Below are 18,968 nucleotides of genomic sequence, written 5' to 3' on the forward strand. Positions count from 1 at the left end.
ACGCTGAGGCCATGTCTAGCAGCCCCGCTGCGCCGCGGTCAAGGCCCGGACGCGATTCATCGACCCGGCGAGCGCTGCTCCAGGCGACCGCCCAAATCATGCTGGAAGAGGGCTATGCCGCGGCGACGTCGCGGCGGGTGGCGGCCAGGGCCGGGGTCAAGCCCGCGCTGGTGCACTACTACTTCCCGAGCATGGACGACTTGTTCCTGGCCGTCCTGCAGACCGGGGCGGAGACCAACCTGGATCGTCAGCGCACAGCGTTGGCCGAAGACGAACCGCTGCACGCGCTGTGGAAGATCAACAGCGCGCACGGGGCCCAGCTGTGGATGGAGTTCATGGCGCTGGCCAATCACCGCAAGACGATCCGCAGCGAGATCGCCGGATACGCCGCACGGTTCCGCGATCTGGAGGAGAGCGCGGTGACCCTCGCTCTGCGTGGGCACGGCGTCGACGTGCAGGAATTCCCGCCGGTGGTGATGTCGATGATCGTGGCCAGCCTCGCGCGCATCCTCGTGCTGGAACAGGGACTCGGCATCACCCGCGGGCACGCCGAAGCCACCGAGTTCATCGAGCGATACCTCGACCGCTACGAGATGCGTACGTTCGACCGCGAGTGACCTATCCCGGGATGCCGAGGCGGTGGGCCCAGCGCAGGTCGCCGCCGCCCATGTCCGCGCATTGCAGGGGAATGCCGTCGGAGCCCTGCGCCGACAGACCGACCGCCGGGCAGGGAAGCGCCACGTTATAGATCCCGACGAGCGGGCCGGCGCCGGCCCACACGCCCGCGGCGTTGCACACCAGCGTCGCACCGGTGGAATCCAAACCAAACGCGAAAGCACGACGGGGTTGCAGAACACAGGGTGTGCCCTCGACGACGTTGCGGGCCACGTTCGGCACACAATCCGCCGAATAACAGTACGCGGATGCGTTGCCGGCGAACGGAATTGAAACAGGCATCACCGCACACCCCGCCACAAGTACGGCAATGGTTCCGTGCTTAATCGACACCATCGTGACCTCCTGCGCTGTGTACCGTGAATGCCCACGGTAGGGCATTGGTAGACCGTTTGCTGTCCGTACCGCCTGATCCGGTCCGGTTGGGCGTGGGTACCGTCGCCACATGCTGAGGGAGGACGATCCCTCCCGGTTCGACTACTTGTTCGAGCCGCTGGTTGACGACGATGCCGCCGACGACGACACCGTTGACGATGGTCGGCCAGCACAGGGCCCTCCCGACACCGATCGCCAACGGCCGGGCGCGACCAGAATCGCGCTCGCGGCGTTCATCATCGCGACGGTGGCGGGGGCGGGGGGAATCATCGTGTTGCTCCTGCAGCGGCCCGAACCCGCCGATGATTTGGACACCCCGATCGACCGAACTCCCCCCACGACGGCACAGCCGAACGCGCCGACGCCATCCGTCCTGGCCCCGCCGCCCATGGTGACCCCGCCGGCCATTCCAATGCCGGAACGGACGGTATACATCACGCCGCAACCGCCGCCGCAGCCGGATGCCCCCACGACGGGTAGGGATCCGGGAGTGCCCGTGACGCGCGCGCCGATCAGCGTTCAACCCGAACCGCGTACGCCCTTCCCGAACGAGAACCAGGGAGACAGCAGAGAACAAGAGGAAGGCGGCGGGATGCTTGGCGGTCTTCCCGGTGTTGGCGATCTTCCCGGCCCGCTGTAGATAACAATTCGATTACCATTCACATCACGATCAATTAAGAGTTCCCGACCCATTCTGAGAGCTTTCAGAATTGCATCGCCGGTCTGGTTGATGACTTGCCGAAATCGACGGAAATTGAGGCCAGTATCACGCCGCAGGATGTAACGCTGCGCGATGTCTGCCTTTCGGGTGCAGAGGACAGGTTTGCACCGGTTGATCTTCGGCTACCGTGTATTTCGGGTCGGGGAATCAACGGCCCATTCACAACCCGAAGGAACAATCGACTATGAATTTCAGTGGTATCTCTGCGCGCCGAAAAGTGGCCGGCGTCTGTGCCGGCCTGCTCGGCGGGCTGGCTGCTGCAACCATTGCGGCGCCTAACGCCGCGGCGGCGCCCGAGCAGTGCACCGCCGGCGATGTGGCCAGCACCGTCAGCTCCGTTTGGGGCTCGGCGCGCCAGTATCTCGACAACCACCCGGGCGCCGACCAAGTGGTGACGGCTGCGCTCAGCCAGCCGCGTCCGCAGGCGGAGGCCGATGTGCGGAGCTACTTCACCGCCAATCCACAGGAGTATCACGAGCTGCGTGGCATCCTGACTCCGATTGGCGAGAAGCAGCGCCAGTGCAATGTGACGGTATTGCCGCCCGACGTGTCGTCGGCCTATGACCAGTTCATGGCCGGCTGATCGCTGACGCGAGGACTCGCCGCCGCCAACGTTGCGGCGGCGAGTTTTCGTCGGTCAGTCGTTCGACGAAACACCGGTGCGGAGCTCCCGCTCCGCCGCCTTCACCAGCCGGGCGGAGATCAGTCGAATCGCGCCGCCCATGACCGCGCGCATGATCGGTCCGGTTCCCCGGAGCCCCTCGGTGAACGAGCCGCTCCAGCGGATGTCCGTGCCACCCGCGGCATTCGGCGTGAATGTCGCCTCGGCGCGGTAACCCTTGGCCGGGGTGCGCGGCCCGATGAGTTCGTAGACGTGCCGGCGATCCTGCTCGTACTCGACGGTCTTCTCCCGCATGAACAACGGCCAGGCCCCGACCCTGCGCACGGCGCCGATCCCGCCGGGTGCCGGATCGCCCTGCCGCTCCCAGTTCGACCGCAGAACGATCGGCTTGGCCCACTCGGCCCAACGGCCGCCATCGGCCTCGAGCCGGAACAACGTCGCCGCGGGTGCGCGGCTCGTTCGGTTCACCTCGAACGAAAACGTCCGCCCCGACATGGCCCCTCCTAATTCACGCAGTGCTGTGCGCCGCGAACCCTACCGGATGAACGTCGTAGGGTGACGGTCGTGGCCGACCTGCATCCCGGCATCGCTGTGCTCGCTCCGCTGCTCGGCACCTGGGCAGGTCAGGGGGCCGGCGAGTACCCGACCATCGAGCCGTTCGGCTACTACGAAGAAGTCACCTTCGGCCATATCGGCAAGCCGTTCCTGACCTACGGCCAACGGACCAGAGCCAGCGACGACGGCCGTCCGCTGCATGCGGAGACCGGGTACCTCCGGGTGCCGTCGCCCGGACGGGTCGAACTGGTGCTGGCGCATCCGACCGGAATCACCGAGATACAGGAGGGATCGCTGTTGGTCAGCGAGACCACGTTAGAGATGACGTTGGACGCGACGACGATCGGGCGCACCGCGTCGGCCAAAGATGTCACCGCCCTGAGCCGTTCGATTCGCGTCGACGCCGACGAACTCAGCTACACGCTGCTCATGGGCGCGGTCGGCCAACCCCTGCAACACCACCTGGCCGCGACTCTGAAAAGGCAACCATCGTGACCGCCGACGGCCGAATCCGGGTCCCGGCCGATCTCGATGCCGTCACGGCGGTGGGCCACGAAGACCATTCCGGCATCGACCCCACCGCCGTCGAGCGGATCTGGCAGGCCGCCCGACACTGGTATGCGGCCGGCATGCACCCCGCGATCCAGTTGTGCCTGCGCCACAACGGAAAGGTGGTCCTCAACCGCGCGATCGGACACGGCTGGGGCAATGCCCCCGACGATCCGGTGGACGCCGAAAAGATCCCGGTGACAACGGAAACGCCGTTTTGCGCGTACTCCGCGGCCAAGGCGATCAGCACGACCGTCGTCCACATGCTCGTCGAACGCGGACACTTCTCGCTCGACGATCGCGTCTGCGACTACCTGCCCAGCTACACGAGTCACGGAAAAGACCGCACCACGATCCGGCACGTGATCACCCACAGCGCCGGTGTCCCCTTCGCGACCGGACCGAGGCCGGATCTGGATCGCATGGACGACACCGAGTACGCCCGCGAGAAGCTCGGCGAGCTGAAGCCGCTGTATCGGCCGGGGTTGGTGCACATCTACCACGGGGTTACCTGGGGCCCGCTGGTTCGCGAGATCGTTTCGGCCGCCACCGGCAAGAACATTCGCGAGATTCTGGCCACCGAGATCCTCGACCCGCTCGGCTTCCGATGGACGAATTACGGTGTCGCGGAACGGGACGTCCCACTGGTGGCTCCCAGTCACAACACGGGAAAGCCACTGCCCGCGCCGATCGCCGCGGCCTTCCGCACGGCGGTCGGCGGAACCATGCGCGAGATCATCCCGTTCTCCAACACGGCACGATTCCTTACCGGTGTGGTGCCGTCCTCCAACACCGTCTCGACGGCAGATGAACTGTCCCGCTTCGCCGAAATCCTCCGTCGCGGTGGTGAACTCGACGGCGTACGGGTCATGCAGCCGGAAACGCTGCGGGCCGCGGTGGCCCCACGCCGGCGGCTTCGGCCGGATCTCGCGACCGGATTCGTACCGCTCCGATGGGGCACCGGGTACATGCTGGGTTCGAAGCGGTTCGGCCCGTTCGGGCGCAACGCCCCGGCCGCGTTCGGTCATACCGGATTGACCAACATCGCCATCTGGGCCGACCCCGAGCGCGGGCTGGCGGCCGGCCTGATCAGCAGTGGTAAGCCCGGCAATCACCGCGAGGCCAACCGCTATCCGGCACTGTTGGACCGCATCACCTCCGAGATTCCCCGCGTCAGCGGGTGCTCGCCGGCGGCTCCGCGGTGAGCTCTTGAACGAAGGACACCTCGTTGCCGTCCGGATCAGCGACGTCGACCACCACGACCATGTCGGCAATGACGACCGGTTCGCCCGTGGCGATCCCGGCGTCGTTGAGCATTTCGACGTGAGCGGCGAGATCTCCGACGCCGAATCGCACCATCGACTTGCCGGCCCGGTCTGGGTCTGTGACCAGTTGCAGCCAACTGGTGTCGGTGATCTGCCACTCGGCCACCCCATCGATTGGCTCGAGATCCGGTTCACGGCCGAGTACGCGGCGGTACCAGGACCGCGCGGCAGCAAAGTCACGGGCGGCAACAACCGCAGCGATGTCGAGGACAGTGGCATGAGTCGAGTCCGGCATGACAGCTCACTATTGAGGGTGCGGGCGTGGATGGCAATCGCGCGTTTCCTATCGTGGCTGGATGAGCACCACTACTGACTCGGACCGTGTCGCCGACATCGCGCGACAGGTGGTGAGCGAGCACGACCCGAAATCCGTCCCCATTCCCGAATTCCTCGGCTCCTGCTTCGACGCGGGTCTGTCCTGGGTGCACTTTCCGGAGGGCCTCGGCGGACTCGGGGTATCCCGCGGCCTGCAGGCCGTCGCCGACGGGATTCTGCAGGGCGCGGGCGGCCCGATACCGCTCGCGTTGAACCCGATGGGGTACGGGATGGCGGCGCCGACCGTGCGCGAGCACGCCCAGACCGACGAAGTGAAGAGGCAGCTGCTGCGCCCGCTCGCCACCACCGAGGACATCTGGTGCCAGATGTTCTCTGAGCCGGGCGCGGGATCCGACCTGGCCGGATTGGCCACCTCGGCGGTGCCCGACGGCGACGAGTGGGTGGTCAACGGCCAGAAGGTCTGGACCAGCCTCGCGCACCGGGCACGCTGGGGTCTGCTGCTCGCGCGCACCAATCCGGACGTACCGAAGCACAAGGGGCTGACCTACTTCGTCATCGACATGCATGGACCGGGCGTGGAAACCCGGCCACTGCGCCAGTTGACCGGTCAGGCCGAGTTCAACGAGGTGTACATGACCGACGCCCGCATCCCCGACACACACCGACTCGGCGCGGTCGGCGACGGGTGGCGGGTCGCGATGACGACGCTGATGAACGAGCGCAGCGCGCTCGGTGCCAGCGGCAGCCGCCGCGGGGCGGGCACGATCGCCGACGCTGTGTCGCTATGGGCCTCCCGGCCTGACCTGCAGACGCCGGTGCTGCGGGATCGGCTCACCCAACTGTGGCTGCGTGCCGAGGCGCAGCGCCTCACCTCGGAGCGGTCGCGGGCCGCGGCAACCGTCGGCGGACCCGGCCCGGAGGGCTCGGTTGGCAAGCTGGTCGGTGCCGAACTGAACCAACATATCTACGCGTGGTGCATGGATCTGCTTGGGCCGGAAGGGACTCTGTACCACGGCTACGCCATGCGTGACGACGCGGGCGACGGCGCGGACTGGCGCGGTCCGGTGCAGCAGCGGTTCCTGCGCAGCCGCGCCAACACCATCGAGGGCGGCACCTCGGAGGTCATGCGCAACATCCTGGGCGAGCGGGTCCTGGGGCTGCCAGGTGACCTGCGCGCCGACGCCGGCATGCCGTGGAAGGAGATCCCCCGTGGCTGAGTTCACGTTCACCGACGAGCAGGCCCAGCTGCGCGCCGCGGTGCGCAAGTTCTGTGCCGAGAACTTCGACGAGCAGACGGTGCGCCGGCTGATGGAGTCCGATCCGCCGTCCGACGCCAAGGATTGGGCGCGGCTGGGTTCCGAACTCGGCGTGCTCGGCCTATCGGTACCCGAGGCCGACGGCGGCGCGGGCGGCACCCTCGTCGACCAGGCCGTCGCGGTCGAGGAGCTGGGCGCGTCGCTGGCCTGTGGACCGGTGTTCGGCACGGTGTTCCTGGCAATCCCGGCACTGGTTGCGGCGCAAGCCGGTTCGGTGCGCGACGAGCTGCTGGCCGAGCTGGTTGAGGGCCGCCGAACCGCGGCGTTCGCCGTCGCCGACCGCGCCGGAGCGTTGGATACGGTCTCGATCACGGCGGACGACCATGCACTCAGCGGGACCGTCGAGCGGGTGGTCGATGCGGGCGCGGCCGACGACCTGCTCGTCGCCGCGGGCGGTCCGGACGGGATCGCGCTGTACGCCGTCGAGGCCGCCGGGCCGGGAGTGGAACGAAACCTGCTGGCCAGCCTCGACCCGACTCGGCCACAGGCCACCATCGGGTTGTCCGGCGCGCCCGGCCGGCTGGTGGCCGGACCCGGCGAAGCCGAACGCATCATCGAGCACGCGCTGCAGGTCGGTTCGGCGCTGCTGGCCGCCGAACAGGTCGGCGCGGGACAGCATCTGCTGGATCTGTCGGTCGACTACGCGAAGTCGCGGCTGCAGTTCGGCAGGCCGATCGGGTCTTTCCAGGCGGTCAAGCACCGGCTGGCGGACCTGCTCGTCGACCTCGAGCACGCCCGCTCGACCGCCTACCACGCGGTCTGGGCGCTGACGGACGGCTCGGATGACCCCGCGCTGGCCGTGAGCATTGCGCAGGCGACATGCTCGGCCGCATTCAGCCGAATCGCGGCCGACACCATCCAGGTGCACGGCGGCATCGGGTTCACCTGGGAACACCAGGCGCACTTGTACTTAAAGCGCGCCGCCACCGATGCGGCGCTGCTGGGCACCGCCGAGCAGCACCGGTCACGGGTCGCGGAGCTGGTGCTCGACACCGCATCGGCGGAACGGGCACCGCGGGTCGCGACCGGCTCCGCGTAGGCGCCTAGACGGGCAGTGTTGTGCCAGTTTCTTTTTCGGCAAACTCGAAGACGCGCGCAGCGGCCTCGTAGTCGCAGGCCAGGGCGGACCGGCCGATCAACACCGGCCCGCCCCGCAGGCCGTACCTGCCATCGACGCCCACATAGCTTCCCGGCGGAATCGGCTCGCTGATGCAATACAGCGTCGTCGCGGCTCCGGCGTCGATGTCGTTGGCGACCCGGTCTGCCACCGCCTTGGCCACTCGATGCGCGGCCGCCATCAGCCCCCGGTCGGAGAGATGCGACAGGTTCGAGGCCACCCAGCCCGGGTGGGTGAGTTGGGTAACCACCGGAGATTTCGACGCGCGCAGTCTGCGGTCCAGCTCCAGCCCCCACAACATCACCGCGAGCTTGGCACGTGCATAGGCACCCAGGGTGGTCCACTTGTTGGAGCGAAGGTGCATGTCGTCAATTCGGAGCGTCGCGCCCCGGTGCGCCTGTGACCCGACATTGATGATCTGCGAGCGCACCCGATCGAAGACCAGGTTCGTTAACGTGAACGGCCCCAACAGATTCGTGCCGATCGTCGCCTCGAAGCCGTCCACCGTGTCTTGACGGTCCTGGGTGAGCGCCCCGGCGTTGTTGATCAGGATGTCGACGTCCTCGTCGACCAATTCGGAGAACGCCCGCACCGAGGAGAGGTCTGCCAAGTCGAGTTTGATCACCGACGTCGAGCCGCCGATCTCGACGGCGCGCCGCGCGCCCAGCTCGGTGTTGCGCACGGCCATGATCACGTGCGCGCCGGCCCGGGTGAGGGCACGCGCGGTGGCCAGGCCAACGCCGTTGGTTGCCCCGGTCACGATGATCCGCTTGCCGGTCAAGTCGCCAAGCCGGGTCGGCGACCACTGTTGTGTCACGGTGCGAGATTAACCGGTTGGTTGTCGCGCACTCCGCGGTAGATGCCCCACCGCACGATCACCGGCATCAGCACCCGGTCGAACGACCACGCCGGAAAGCGAAACACCTGGCCCTTGGGAGTGAAGACCTCCAGCCCGGTCGGCTGCGGGCCGAGCACCGAACCCCAGCGCCGTCGCGGAGGACGGAAGGAGCGCAGCGGTCGGCCGGCGAGCTCGGCGCGAACGTTGTGGGCGACCAGCCCATCCGCGCGGTTGCGGGCCGAGCTTCGGAGCCGATCGGTCGCCGCCACGTCACCCACCGAGAACACGCCGCGGTGGCCGGGAACCCGCAGCTGCGGGGTCACTCGAACGAAGCCGTGCTCGTCGAGCAGTTCCGACGGCAACCAGTCGGTGTTGGGTCGCACTCGCCCGATCGCCCACAGCACTGCCTCGGCGCAGGCCGGGGGTTGTCCGGTACTCCATCGGACCGGCTCGCCGGTGATCTCGTCGCACCTGAAGCCGTCCGGTATCTCGGCGCGGTGGCCGGGGTGTAGCACCACGCCGGCATCGGCCAGTCGGTGCCGAACCTTCGCCCAGGTTCTCGGGTGGTGCGCGAGCAGCGCACGCTCGCCCGGGAAGTACAGGTCGACCCGCTTGTCCGGCCAGGTGGCGGCGACGTTCGCGGCGCTGCTGATCGCCGCGGCGCCGCCACCCACAACGATCACCGACCGGGCGGCGATCAGGCGCGCGTGCGCGGCCCGAAGGTCGGCCCCGATCTCCTTGGGCGACTGCAGGTTTGGGTTGCGCCAGAAGCCGTTGGTGACGCCGGTGGAGATGATCAGCGCGTCGTAATCCTCGGCCGATGACGACCCGTCACCACTCCCGATGAAGACCTTGCGGGCGGCAAGGTCGACCCCGGTCAATGTGCCGTGCACGGTGCGCACCCGGTCCAGCGCACGGAATCGGTCGAAGGGAATCCAGTTGGCACGAGCCCACTCGTCGGGCCGGCTCAGTCGCCACCCGAGCTCCTGTCCGCTCACCAGCGCCGGTTTGGCCGAGATGCCGACGACGTCGACATGGCGGGCGAGCCGGATGGCGGTGAGGACACCGGTGTCGCCCAGCCCGGCGACGACCACCCGCTTGCGGTTCATCCTTGTGCTCTAGTCATGAGGGCGGGGTTCAGAACAGCTGATAGGCCTGCCGTGAGATGAAGAAGCCGTGGCCGTTCACGGTATTGCGGCACGTGATGCCGGACTCCGCGCTGTCACAGCGCATTGGCCCGGCGGTGATCGACTCACCATACGGAAGCGGCGGATCGTTGTTCTGCGCACTGTCACCGGCGCACTCAAATTCGGCGGGCCCGTCGGGATTGACGTATGGGCTGATCTGGATGCCCTGACCCGGGCCGAACTCACAGTCCGTCGGGGGTGGTTCCCAGTTGCGCTCTCGGATGTCGCAGCGGATGTAGTCCGTGTCGATGTAGCAGCCGATGTTGCCGCTCGGCGACGTGAATCCGGTGTTCTCGTACACCTCGCGGTCGGCGGCTGCCACCCCAGTACCGCCCGACAGCGCGAGCGCCACAAGCAACCCGGCAAGGCCGGTGACGAAGCGCATGTCGCAGTGGGTCACCGCGTGACCGTACCGCGAGCAAACGCCCAAACACCTGCGGTTCGGCGAAATGTAGTGACCGCAGGTTGTGGCAGCATCCGCAGTCACAGATGCGCCAACAGCCGTTCGGCGAACGCCCCGGGATGCTCCCGATGCATGAAATGCCCGCCTCGGACCTCCTCAACGATGTACTCGTTCTCGAACATCGGCGCGGCGCCCCGATAGTCCGATGGCTCCACGATTGGATCATCGAGTCCCGCAAAGACCACCACTGGCACCGTGATCCGCGCCTTCAGTGATGCGCTGGGTATGGGCGAGAGCTTTCGATAGTAACCGAACGCCGCGTTCAAGCTCGCCCGGTTCGAGAAGCTCGAGCGGACGGCGTCGAACTCCGTCGAATCGGGGTTCCACGTCGGGGACCATCGCCGATAGATAGCGGGGAGCGCCGCGAAGTCATTGTGCGCGAAGCGGTCCGGCGCCCCCGGCAGCTTGTACAACGCGAAATGGCGGACGGCCCAAAGCTTCTTGGGCGACGGTTTGAGCGCGGCTGGGTGGGGAATGCCGATGACGAATAGCTTCTTCACTCGATCCGGGCCGAGCGCCGCCGCACCATATGCGGCCGAGGCTCCCCAATCATGCCCGATGATGATGGCGTCACGGGCGCCGAGCGCTTCGATCAACGCAAGCGGATCGCGCGCCAGGGTCTCTTGATCCGCGTCGCGATCCGGGATCGCGCTGGGGTGGTACCCGCGCATGAAGGGGCTGACCGCGCGGTATCCCATGGCGGCGATGCGCGGGCGAAGATCGTCCCAGGTATGCGCCGTGTCCGGGAATCCGTGAAGCATGAGGACGAGAGGCCCGGAGCCCTCCTCGAGATAGGCGAATTTCAGACCGTTCGCGTCGACAAAGGAGACCGCATCAGCCACGAACTGCCCTGTCGTCGAGCCCGGTTCGGAGCAAGTCCCATGCAAGACGCCGAGCTTCTGCGGCTCTCTCGTGCATGAGTCGCTGTACCGGTGGGATGGGGTTGGACTCCGGTTCGCGTCCATCGACAACGGCGAGGTGCACCTCCTCCGCTACCTGAATCGCCGTCAATGCGGCCTCGTTGACACGATTCAGCGCGTGATGCAGGCGGTCGTCCTCAATGAGCAGGTGGGCATTGTCGAGCTCCACCGAGAAGTCGCTGACGACCCGACTGATCTGCTCGAAGATCGGGTTCATTGCCTTCTCGCGCTCGTCGCGGTCCTCATTGCGCAAGATGTTCGCGCCCTGGTTCCACAGGGTTGCCAGCATTTGAGTGTGCGCGCTGACGGCGCGTGATACCTCGATCATCGCCTGCTTCTGCAGCTGCTTGAGTAGGTGGCTGCGCTCAATGCGGGCCAGCTCTCGCTGAGCCTCCATCTCGGCGCTATGCAGTTTCTGCTGGGCTTCCATCTCAGCTCGGTGCAGTGTCTGCGTTCGGTCCAGTTCGCGAGCCGTGCGTTCCTCGGCGGCCGCTAGCTCGCTGCGCAGTCGTTCGGCGGAATCCGCGGCATCCTGTTTCGCCTGGTGGCGGACGGTGAGGGTCTGCCACATAGCCACCATCACGACACAGAAGACGACGGCGCCGAAAAACCAGTCCGCCTTGGATCCGAGCTCGCCGGGAGCGAAAAGGATGAACCAGGCGATGACCAGGGTGGCTGCGACACCCCAGGCCAGCCACCCGATTTCGGGCCAGCGCGGCGCCTGGCGAACCGGCGCACGCCGTTGCACCGGCTGAGTACGATCGCTCACTTCGCCTTGGTCTGAAGGCGCGGCGGCCCTCGTGGAGTGCGCTAGTCCGGTCACCTTGACCTCCCGTCGCCCGAGCCTCCCCCGCCATGCGGGTACAGACTAGGGCCGAACAGATTGAGCGGCACCACCGGCGGCGTCATGCGCCGTCCGCAAGGCTTCGGCCTGCGTTTACTCCATATCGCGCCGGCGTATCAGGGCTCGCGGTGACGATCCAGGCCGTGGACCGCTAGTGTCAACCCGTGCATTCGAGCGGCCAGATCGGGGAAGCCCCGGTAATCGGCTGCTCACCACTTGGAATTGACCCGTCGAGAAATTGAGGTCCCATGGCCGCGCAACAGGAAGCCGATTCGTCAATCATCGTCAGTCTCTCCGAGGCGGCGATGCACATGTACTCGGCGGCGATCGATGCGTTGCCGTTCCCGGAGGACAAGAAGTTCCACAAGCGCGCGGATGTCGTTCTGGCGGGCATGCGGAAGTTGCGCACCGCGCTGACCGAGGCGGCAAGCAGCAGCAGGCCCTCGCCCGCGGTGATTGTGGCGCTCAGTAATGTCCGGCAACGCTACGACAAACTCATGGAGCACGTCGCCACGGCACCAGGAGCGAATTTGGGCCAGCAGTTGTATGTCACCCGCACCCACGCCAGATTGTCTGCCCAGGAAGTGGCCAATGGGGCGGGGCTACGCGCCGATCTGCTCGATGATCTCGAGGCTGGCGAAACACCCACCGAAGAGGAAGCGGCGAAAGTCAGAGACGTTATCGCAGCCCTTGGTGGCGTGCCGGGCTCCGAGCACCTGGAGCACCAAGAGCAGCAGCACGAGCACCACGAACATCACGAAGAACATCACGACGGTGAAGAATCACACAACAACGACTGGGACGATTCGCTCGTTGGGGACAACGCCGGCTAACCGCTCCGCCTATTTGATCCCGAACACCATGGAATCGGGGCCCGCCAGGGCGTCGAACGCTTCACTTCCTCAGCCGTGCTTGAACTGCTCACGGTGGCTGTCATACGAGCTAGAATCGATGTATGACAATGATCAGCTTCCGCGCCAACGACGACGACGTGGACCTGGCGGATGTGTGGGCACGGCGGCTCCACATTGACCGGTCGGAGCTGCTTCGCGATGCGCTACGCCGCCACTTGGCCGCGCTCGCGGCGGACGAGGACGCGCAAGCCTACGCCCAGCAACCCTTGACGGACGACGAGCGGGCCCTCGTTGAGATCGCCGATTGGGGGCCGGCGGAGGACTGGGCTGATTGGGCCGATGCGACGCGGTGAACTGTGGTTCGCCGCCACTCCTGGCGGTGACCGACCCGTCCTTGTCCTTACCAGAGATCCGGTCGCAGACCGGATCGGCGCGGTCGTCGTGGCAGCACTGACCCGCACTCGCCGGGGCCTGTTCTCCGAGCTGGAACTGACCGCCGCTGAGGACCACGTACCAAGCGCCTGCGTCGTCAACTTCGACAACATTCACACTCTGCCGCGCAACGCATTTCGACGCCGCATCACCCGGCTGTCCCCAACCCGCCTACACCAAGCCTGCCGAACACTGCGCGCAAGCACCGGATGCTGACGCGAAACTGCAAGTAGAAACGGTGCGATCTGTCCGTGGCCATGAAAAGTCCCCAGTGGTGACAGGCCGACCATGATGCCTTGCGGATGCCTCCGACCAACGCTTCAGCCACGTCCGGGCGCGAGCATTGCGACATCCTGAGGTGAAGAAGATGACCGCCGGAGCATCGGGCGCAAAAGTCAGCCCGCCCCGCCGACTGCGCGCGGTCGGTGCCGTCCAGCAACGCGGAGTACTTCTCCCCGCGCGGCGCGGCGGATTGGCCCCAGGCTCATCTCAGGCGTCCGCGCTGCTCCGCGTGAGCGACGACTCGCACACGAACTCCTCGATCAGGTCGGCGATGAGCGTTGCGCCGAGGCTGTTCTGATGGACGAAATCCGTCGTCAGCGCCAAGGGACCCATTCCATGTTGGCGATGTATGCTTGAGCCATACGTCGCCAACATAGGGAGGGCTGTCGTGTCGGTGACACAGATCGACCTCGACGACGAAGCGCTGGCCGAGGTTATGCGGATCGCCGGAGTGCACACCAAGAAGGAAGCCGTGAACCTCGCGATGCGCGATTACGTCGAGCGGTTCGGGCGCATCGAGGCGCTGGCCCGGTCCCGCGAGCTGGCGAAGGGCTGGGACTACGAGGGCTGGCTCGCCGCGCGGGCCGACGAGAAGGCCGTCACGACTTGATCTTCTTCCTGGTGGATTCCTCCGCGGTCTGGCGGCTCCAACGACAACCGGAACTCACAGAGGCCTGGAACTCCTCGCTTGTCGGCGGGGCCGTCGGATCGTGCGAACCACAGCGAGCCGAGTTCCGTCGATCGGCGCGGAATGCGGACGAGTTCGATCAGATGAATCAGACGTTTCGTGACGTCTACCCCGATGTGCCGGTGCCGAAATCCGTGTGGCGGTGGATCGATTCGGCGCAGCACCGGCTCGCAAGCGCGGGTGCAGTGCGCGCCCTGTCGGTCGTCGATCTGCTGGTCTGCGGCACCGCGGTGGCCAGGGGCCTAGTAGTCCTCCATGACGACGCCGATTACGAACTCGCCGAGCGCCACCTTCCCGACGTCAGAGCGCGGCGCGTCGTTAGCGCCGACCAGTAGCGGCTTCTTCGGGAGAATGCGAACATCCAAGCCGGGCGCCTCAGCTCGCTGCACAGGTGCAGTCTTGGTGCGACCAAACGTGAGAAAGTGCAGTCAAACTCGAGAACTGTAGGTTCTCACTGCCGATTGCATCCCGCGGCGTTCTCAACCTGGGGTTTGTTCAGACGTCTCACGGGGGCCACTTCGTGGAAGGAGAACCTCTTGACCTCCGATTCGCGCTCGAATCGCTCGACCACATCGCGGGCCTGCTGGGTATTAACCCATCGCGCGAGCGAGCGCAATGTGTCCCTCGAAACCGGAGGATTCAGCGCGGGCGCGGTAGCGTTCACGGAAATCGCAGTAGCGACCCTCGTCTCCGCGGGCTTTGGCAAGCATTGCGGTCAGCCGCAGCAGGGGAAGCTCATGGTACAAGAACCCAGGATCGGTCGGCGTGGCCGCCAGCCGGTCGATGGCCTTCTGAGCTTCGTCAAGGTCTTCGTCGCGACCACGATTGAGGAGGGCCTCGACGAGAACGGTGGTGCACCAGCCGCGATTGGTCATTTCTCCACCCCGGATCTCGTTCTGCAGTACGGCACGACACAGGTCGATGGCGCCGTCGTAGTCACCGATTCGGTTTTTCTCGGCTGCAACATCGATGTCGACGCACCACGCGGCAACAATGGTGTTTCGATGGTCGAGCGCCAGTCGACGAGCCCTGTCCAGCAGTTCGAAACCCAACTTCCGGTCGGTGTCGTCGCGGCGCACCAAGATGACCCCCCGTGTGAACTCCGCGTTGGTGAGCGTGAAGTTGTCGCCGAACTGTTTGGCGATTTCCAAAGCGTCCGCGGTGTCTCGCAATGCACCGTCACCGGGTAGAAGCACCCAGCTCTGCGTTGCGATGTACTTGAACATGACCACAGCGCAGAACGTGAACTTGTCGGTCCTGCGGGCGATCGCGATGGCGTCGTCAAAGTCCTCGCGCCACCCGGGAATGCCCAGGGCACACCGTGCCGATGCGCGCATCACCAGCGCGAACGCCAGTGGTGACCCCACAATCAGGTTGCCCATCGTGGGATCCCCTTGCGATGCGTCGATCGCACACTGGCTCAGCCCCATGGCCTCGGTCACTTCGCCTACAGACCACTTGACAATCATCGGCACCATCAACAGGCCGACCGTCAGCTCCGGATCGCCGATCGACTCGAGGAGTTCCACATGGTCCGAAGCCAGACGGGCGGCCTTTGCGTACTCGCCGTAGAAGTTCAGCATTTGTACAAGCCCCGTCATGCCAATGGCCAAGGACCGCTTATCACCTGCAGCAGTCGCCAACTCGCGCAATTCGTCGAAACCAATGTCGTCCAAGCTTCCGCCGACCCGCCAGATCGTTGCGCACAACAACGTTCGCGGGGCGATGCGCATGCTCATACGACGGGCATCTTCGGCAGGCAACCGGTCGGCCACCTGACGCGCTCGCTCCCAACTCATACGCGCGCCGGTGATATCGCGGTGGGTCGACCAGGCTCCGGCTCGCATGTGCCATTCAAACGCCCGGGCGAGATCGCCGGCCGCCTCCAGGTGCGTGGCGATCAAAGCGGCGTTCTTGTCGGTTGCCGCGGGTTCGCGTTTCTCGACGGCTGCGGCCATCTCCCGGTGTAAGTGCGAACGTTCCGACTTGAGTTGCGACTCGTAGGCAACCGCATGAATCAATGGATGTCGAAATCCGTACTCCGGTGGTGAGGTGGTTATTTCCTCGATGAGTTCGGCATCTACCAACTCGGTCAGTGCGACATGACCGAGTACGCCGGTAAGCAGTTCGGTGCCGAACCGGGAGCCGATCACCGACGCCGTGTTGAGCGTGCGCTTCGCGCTTGCCCCCAGGCGGTCGATCCGGGCGGCGATCGTAGCCTGCACGGTGGCGGGCACGGTCACTTCGATGTCAGCTGGGCACACGTAGGCGCCGTGTCGTCCTTCGAGGATGTTTCGCTCAGCGAGGTCGCGCACAATCTCCTCGGTGAAGAAGGGATTCCCTGCGCCGCGTTCGGCGACACGCGCCGCAACTTCTGCTACGGACGGGTCAGGTCCAAGGAGTTCGGCCGTCAGAGCGGCGGTTTCTGAATGATCCAGCGCGGCAAGGGATATTGTGGTCGATGCCGGTGTTTGGCCGATGACACCGTGGTATTCGGGCCGATAGGTGATCAGCACGACCGCGTGGGTTTGCGGTACCACCGAAATGAAGTCGGCAACCATCGACTCGCTGACGGCGTCGATCCAGTGCGCGTCCTCGACGATGTAGACTACGGGCTCGCGACGGGCCAGCAGGGCGGCCGTGAGCAGGTTGGTCAGCCGACGCCTGCGCGCGTCGGGATCGATGTCGCGAGCGGTGTGTTCGGCGTCTCGGATCCCGAGCAAGTCCTCGAGCAGCACCACATCGTCTTGGTCTGCGCTTGGAAGGGTTGTGCGAATGTTCGTTCTCGCATCGTCGTCACCCAGCGAGCCCACTCCGAAGAAATCTCGTAGCAAACCCCCGACGGCGTGAAACGGGATCTCTTTGGAGTGGGACTGGCAGAACGTCGAAATGACTGCGACACCGCGAGCTTCGGCGATCGCTGTTGCCTCGCGAATGAGGCGGCTCTTGCCGACGCCGGCCAGCCCCTTCACGCCCGCCACGCATCCATGCCCGTTGATTGCCTGATCGAGCATTTGCTCGAGCGAGCGCATCTCCTGTTGGCGCCCGATAAGTCTCGACTCTCGTCGTCTGCAACGGGCCTGATCCGCGGCCACGGCCAAAAGCTGGCGTGCACGCACGGGGGCGTCGGCTCCTTTGATCTTCACCATCTGTGGCTCGGCAAGGTGTGCGTCGTCTTCCACCAGTCGTGCGGTCGACTCACTCAGCATCACGCCGCCCGGCGGTGCTGCTGACTCGATCCGCTGAGCCATTCCGACCTGCTCGCCAATGGTGGTGTAACCAAAAGGCCCTGAACCGAACTCTCCCGCAATCACCTCTCCAGAGTTCAACCCGATACGTAACTGGAGTTCGATTCTGTCGCGGTCTTGGACCTCTACGGCAAGTCGCTTCGCCTCCTCCTGGATAGCCAACGCCGCAAGGCAGGCGCGGAGGGCGTGGTCCTCCAGAGCCGCTGGCGCACCAAACACTGCCATGATCCCATCGCCGGTGAACTTGTCCACGGTGCCGCCAAAACGCTGCACGACGGCGGCGCAGCGATTGGCCAGTTCGGCCATGATCTCGCGAAGCCGCTCCGGTCCCACCGCCGCCGCGATGTCCATCGAGTGCACCACATCAGCAAACAAGACGGTCACCTGCTTGTATTCAGCTGCGCGCGTTGCCCGCGTGAGTGGCGTCCCGCATTCGCCGCAGTACTTGGCCGTCGGGCTTGACTGCGCTCCGCAGGACGCACAGACCAGCCCCCTCGCGGTCAGTCCACCGCCGCCATCCCCGCTCCGGTCCACTTCATTATCGTTTCACTGCTGGTCAACAATGTCCGTGATATCGCGACGCATCTCCGAGACGAAGTCCTGAGTCACTCGCATGTCGTCTCCTTTGAGACTCTGCTGCCCTGACTGGAGAGGAGGCGGTAGTGGAGGTTCTCACCGTCGACCGCATCTCGACACGCTGCTGACCCGGACATTCGCGAAATGTCTCACAGCGATTGCGCCCGAGTCTGTCTCACGAAAGGCGGCAATTCCTACATCACGCTGCTGCCACTCGATGACATCGAGTCGGCGGACATCGTCTCACCGGCGAGGACGCGGTCGACAAGTCATCGAGTGTTGCACCGGAATTCGTCGACATCGCAGAACGGACGCAGCCTCGGTGAGGTTGAGCACTTCACTGGTGGCCGGCCCGACCGCTCCACACGAGCGCGAGCAGTTGGGAAGTCCACACGCAGCAGGGCGTTGGTCTGCAAGGATGAGCAGTCGGCGAGCCGCGCCCGCAGGCGATTCGCGGGATCCGCGCCGTGCACCACGTCGCCGAGCCGCACGGGGTGACGCTCAGGGGTGCGTATGTCTCGATGTGCGGGTACATGACCAAGATGTCGCGCGGCTCGAGGCCCGCGCCGTCCGGCTTGCTGGGCCTTGGGCTTCGTAGGAACTCCAGCTCCTCGGATCATCCGGAAACTGGGCCAGGTGCGGGAGCGGATCCCACACGCACAAGCCGCAGCGGCTCGTTATTGGCGGCGGATTTGTCAACCCAGCCTTCGGGGTCCTACCAATACAGGTAATGACAGTGCACCCCAAATCTGGATGGCACCAGTTCACGTCGTAGTTGCACCGAGTGGACAAGCAAGCAAGCAATAGGAGCAACGATGAAACTGCATCACATCCCAACACTGTTCGCCACCGGTGCTGTCGCGGCGGCGATCGCCACGGCACCAAGCGCTTCCGCCGCAAACCCAAGCACCACCACCGACACAGGCGGGGCCACGATCACGGACAAGCAAGGTCACACCGCTATCGTCGTTCATCCGCCGACGGCGTCAGATGCGCGCAGTTACGGTCAGTTCTCCTCCCCGGCGCCCATACTCGGTGACTAAGAAATTCCCAGCAGGTAGCTGTGATTCATCGCAGCTGTGGGGTTAAGGCCGCGGAGCCGATA

19 protein-coding genes and 3 pseudogenes are annotated in these 18,968 nt (G+C 65.6%); 12 read left to right on the forward strand and 10 right to left on the reverse strand.

Annotation, left to right across the window (positions count from 1 at the left end):
- Positions 1–11 precede the first annotated feature (11 nt).
- Entirely contained in the window at positions 12–617 is a 606-nt protein-coding gene (locus ACRDU5_RS03975) for a TetR/AcrR family transcriptional regulator (RefSeq protein WP_526612985.1), read from the forward strand.
- Between the two features lies 1 nt (position 618).
- Here the strand turns inward: ACRDU5_RS03975 and ACRDU5_RS03980 are convergent, their stop codons facing one another.
- Positions 619–957, reverse strand: a complete 339-nt coding sequence (locus tag ACRDU5_RS03980) for a hypothetical protein (RefSeq protein ID WP_526612987.1) — start codon at positions 955–957, stop codon at positions 619–621.
- Positions 958–1,120: 163 nt separating this feature from the next.
- Here ACRDU5_RS03980 and ACRDU5_RS03985 point away from each other — a divergent pair, with 163 nt between their 5' ends.
- The gene (locus ACRDU5_RS03985; RefSeq protein WP_526612988.1) at positions 1,121–1,690 is read left to right on the forward strand and encodes a hypothetical protein; all 570 of its coding nucleotides are present in this window, start codon (positions 1,121–1,123) and stop codon (positions 1,688–1,690) included.
- A gap of 265 nt (positions 1,691–1,955) precedes the next feature.
- Positions 1,956–2,354, forward strand: a complete 399-nt coding sequence (locus ACRDU5_RS03990) for a hemophore-related protein (RefSeq protein ID WP_526612990.1) — start codon at positions 1,956–1,958, stop codon at positions 2,352–2,354.
- 54 nt (positions 2,355–2,408) lie between these two features.
- On the opposite strand, the gene ACRDU5_RS03995 is transcribed toward ACRDU5_RS03990, so the two are convergent.
- Positions 2,409–2,888 carry an SRPBCC family protein gene (locus tag ACRDU5_RS03995; RefSeq protein ID WP_526612991.1) on the reverse strand — a complete coding sequence of 160 codons (480 nt, stop codon included), beginning with the start codon at positions 2,886–2,888 and terminating at the stop codon, positions 2,409–2,411.
- 69 nt (positions 2,889–2,957) lie between these two features.
- On the opposite strand from ACRDU5_RS03995, the gene ACRDU5_RS04000 reads away from it, so the two are divergent.
- Complete coding sequence (locus ACRDU5_RS04000; RefSeq protein ID WP_526613014.1) at positions 2,958–3,443, forward strand: peroxynitrite isomerase; 486 nt, start codon at positions 2,958–2,960, stop codon at positions 3,441–3,443.
- The gene (lipE, locus tag ACRDU5_RS04005; protein WP_526613016.1) at positions 3,437–4,702 is read left to right on the forward strand and encodes a lipase LipE; all 1,266 of its coding nucleotides are present in this window, start codon (positions 3,437–3,439) and stop codon (positions 4,700–4,702) included. The genes ACRDU5_RS04000 and lipE overlap by 7 nt, the downstream gene beginning before the upstream one ends.
- On the opposite strand, the gene ACRDU5_RS04010 is transcribed toward lipE, so the two are convergent.
- A complete protein-coding gene (locus ACRDU5_RS04010; RefSeq protein WP_526612993.1) occupies positions 4,671–5,057 on the reverse strand; it encodes a VOC family protein in 387 nt (128 codons plus the stop codon). The genes lipE and ACRDU5_RS04010 overlap by 32 nt on opposite strands.
- 61 nt (positions 5,058–5,118) lie before the next feature.
- Here ACRDU5_RS04010 and ACRDU5_RS04015 point away from each other — a divergent pair, with 61 nt between their 5' ends.
- Together ACRDU5_RS04015 and ACRDU5_RS04020 are read left to right on the forward strand one after the other, a co-directional pair.
- Positions 5,119–6,315, forward strand: coding sequence for an acyl-CoA dehydrogenase family protein (locus tag ACRDU5_RS04015; protein ID WP_526612994.1), 1,197 nt, complete (start codon positions 5,119–5,121; stop codon positions 6,313–6,315).
- The gene (locus ACRDU5_RS04020; RefSeq protein WP_526612995.1) at positions 6,308–7,453 is read left to right on the forward strand and encodes an acyl-CoA dehydrogenase family protein; all 1,146 of its coding nucleotides are present in this window, start codon (positions 6,308–6,310) and stop codon (positions 7,451–7,453) included. Before ACRDU5_RS04015 ends, ACRDU5_RS04020 begins: the two co-directional genes overlap by 8 nt.
- 4 nt (positions 7,454–7,457) lie before the next feature.
- On the opposite strand, the gene ACRDU5_RS04025 is transcribed toward ACRDU5_RS04020, so the two are convergent.
- The 5 genes from ACRDU5_RS04025 to ACRDU5_RS04045 form a co-directional block, all read right to left on the reverse strand.
- The gene (locus ACRDU5_RS04025; RefSeq protein WP_526612997.1) at positions 7,458–8,348 is read right to left on the reverse strand and encodes an SDR family NAD(P)-dependent oxidoreductase; all 891 of its coding nucleotides are present in this window, start codon (positions 8,346–8,348) and stop codon (positions 7,458–7,460) included.
- On the reverse strand, positions 8,345–9,478 hold the full coding sequence (locus tag ACRDU5_RS04030; RefSeq protein ID WP_526612999.1) for an FAD-dependent oxidoreductase: 1,134 nt from the start codon (positions 9,476–9,478) through the stop codon (positions 8,345–8,347). Before ACRDU5_RS04030 ends, ACRDU5_RS04025 begins: the two co-directional genes overlap by 4 nt.
- Before the next feature lie 28 nt (positions 9,479–9,506).
- A complete protein-coding gene (locus ACRDU5_RS04035; protein WP_526613001.1) occupies positions 9,507–9,956 on the reverse strand; it encodes a DUF6636 domain-containing protein in 450 nt (149 codons plus the stop codon).
- 83 nt (positions 9,957–10,039) lie between these two features.
- Entirely contained in the window at positions 10,040–10,861 is an 822-nt protein-coding gene (locus ACRDU5_RS04040; RefSeq protein ID WP_526613002.1) for an alpha/beta fold hydrolase, read from the reverse strand.
- On the reverse strand, positions 10,854–11,708 hold the full coding sequence (locus ACRDU5_RS04045) for a hypothetical protein (RefSeq protein WP_526613004.1): 855 nt from the start codon (positions 11,706–11,708) through the stop codon (positions 10,854–10,856). Before ACRDU5_RS04045 ends, ACRDU5_RS04040 begins: the two co-directional genes overlap by 8 nt.
- A gap of 323 nt (positions 11,709–12,031) precedes the next feature.
- Here ACRDU5_RS04045 and ACRDU5_RS04050 point away from each other — a divergent pair, with 323 nt between their 5' ends.
- From ACRDU5_RS04050 to ACRDU5_RS04070, 5 genes and pseudogenes are all read left to right on the forward strand, one after another.
- Positions 12,032–12,616, forward strand: coding sequence for an XRE family transcriptional regulator (locus ACRDU5_RS04050; RefSeq protein ID WP_526613005.1), 585 nt, complete (start codon positions 12,032–12,034; stop codon positions 12,614–12,616).
- A gap of 128 nt (positions 12,617–12,744) precedes the next feature.
- On the forward strand, positions 12,745–12,990 hold the full coding sequence (locus ACRDU5_RS04055; RefSeq protein WP_526613017.1) for a ribbon-helix-helix protein, CopG family: 246 nt from the start codon (positions 12,745–12,747) through the stop codon (positions 12,988–12,990).
- Positions 12,977–13,285, forward strand: a complete 309-nt coding sequence (locus ACRDU5_RS04060) for a type II toxin-antitoxin system PemK/MazF family toxin (protein ID WP_526613007.1) — start codon at positions 12,977–12,979, stop codon at positions 13,283–13,285. The genes ACRDU5_RS04055 and ACRDU5_RS04060 overlap by 14 nt, the downstream gene beginning before the upstream one ends.
- A 454-nt stretch (positions 13,286–13,739) precedes the next feature.
- Positions 13,740–13,892 (forward strand): annotated as a pseudogene (locus ACRDU5_RS04065) (type II toxin-antitoxin system VapB family antitoxin); the annotation flags it as partial.
- Positions 13,893–13,989: 97 nt separating this feature from the next.
- Positions 13,990–14,374: pseudogene (locus tag ACRDU5_RS04070) on the forward strand (PIN domain-containing protein).
- A gap of 255 nt (positions 14,375–14,629) precedes the next feature.
- Here the strand turns inward: ACRDU5_RS04070 and ACRDU5_RS04075 are convergent.
- Positions 14,630–17,821, reverse strand: a complete 3,192-nt coding sequence (locus ACRDU5_RS04075; protein ID WP_526613008.1) for an ATP-binding protein — start codon at positions 17,819–17,821, stop codon at positions 14,630–14,632.
- Positions 17,822–18,169: 348 nt separating this feature from the next.
- Positions 18,170–18,434: pseudogene (locus tag ACRDU5_RS04080) on the reverse strand (hypothetical protein); the annotation flags it as partial.
- Positions 18,435–18,968 lie beyond the last annotated feature (534 nt).

It is taken from the genome of Mycobacterium sp. (assembly GCF_050701515.1).
GTDB lineage: Bacteria > Actinomycetota > Actinomycetes > Mycobacteriales > Mycobacteriaceae > Mycobacterium.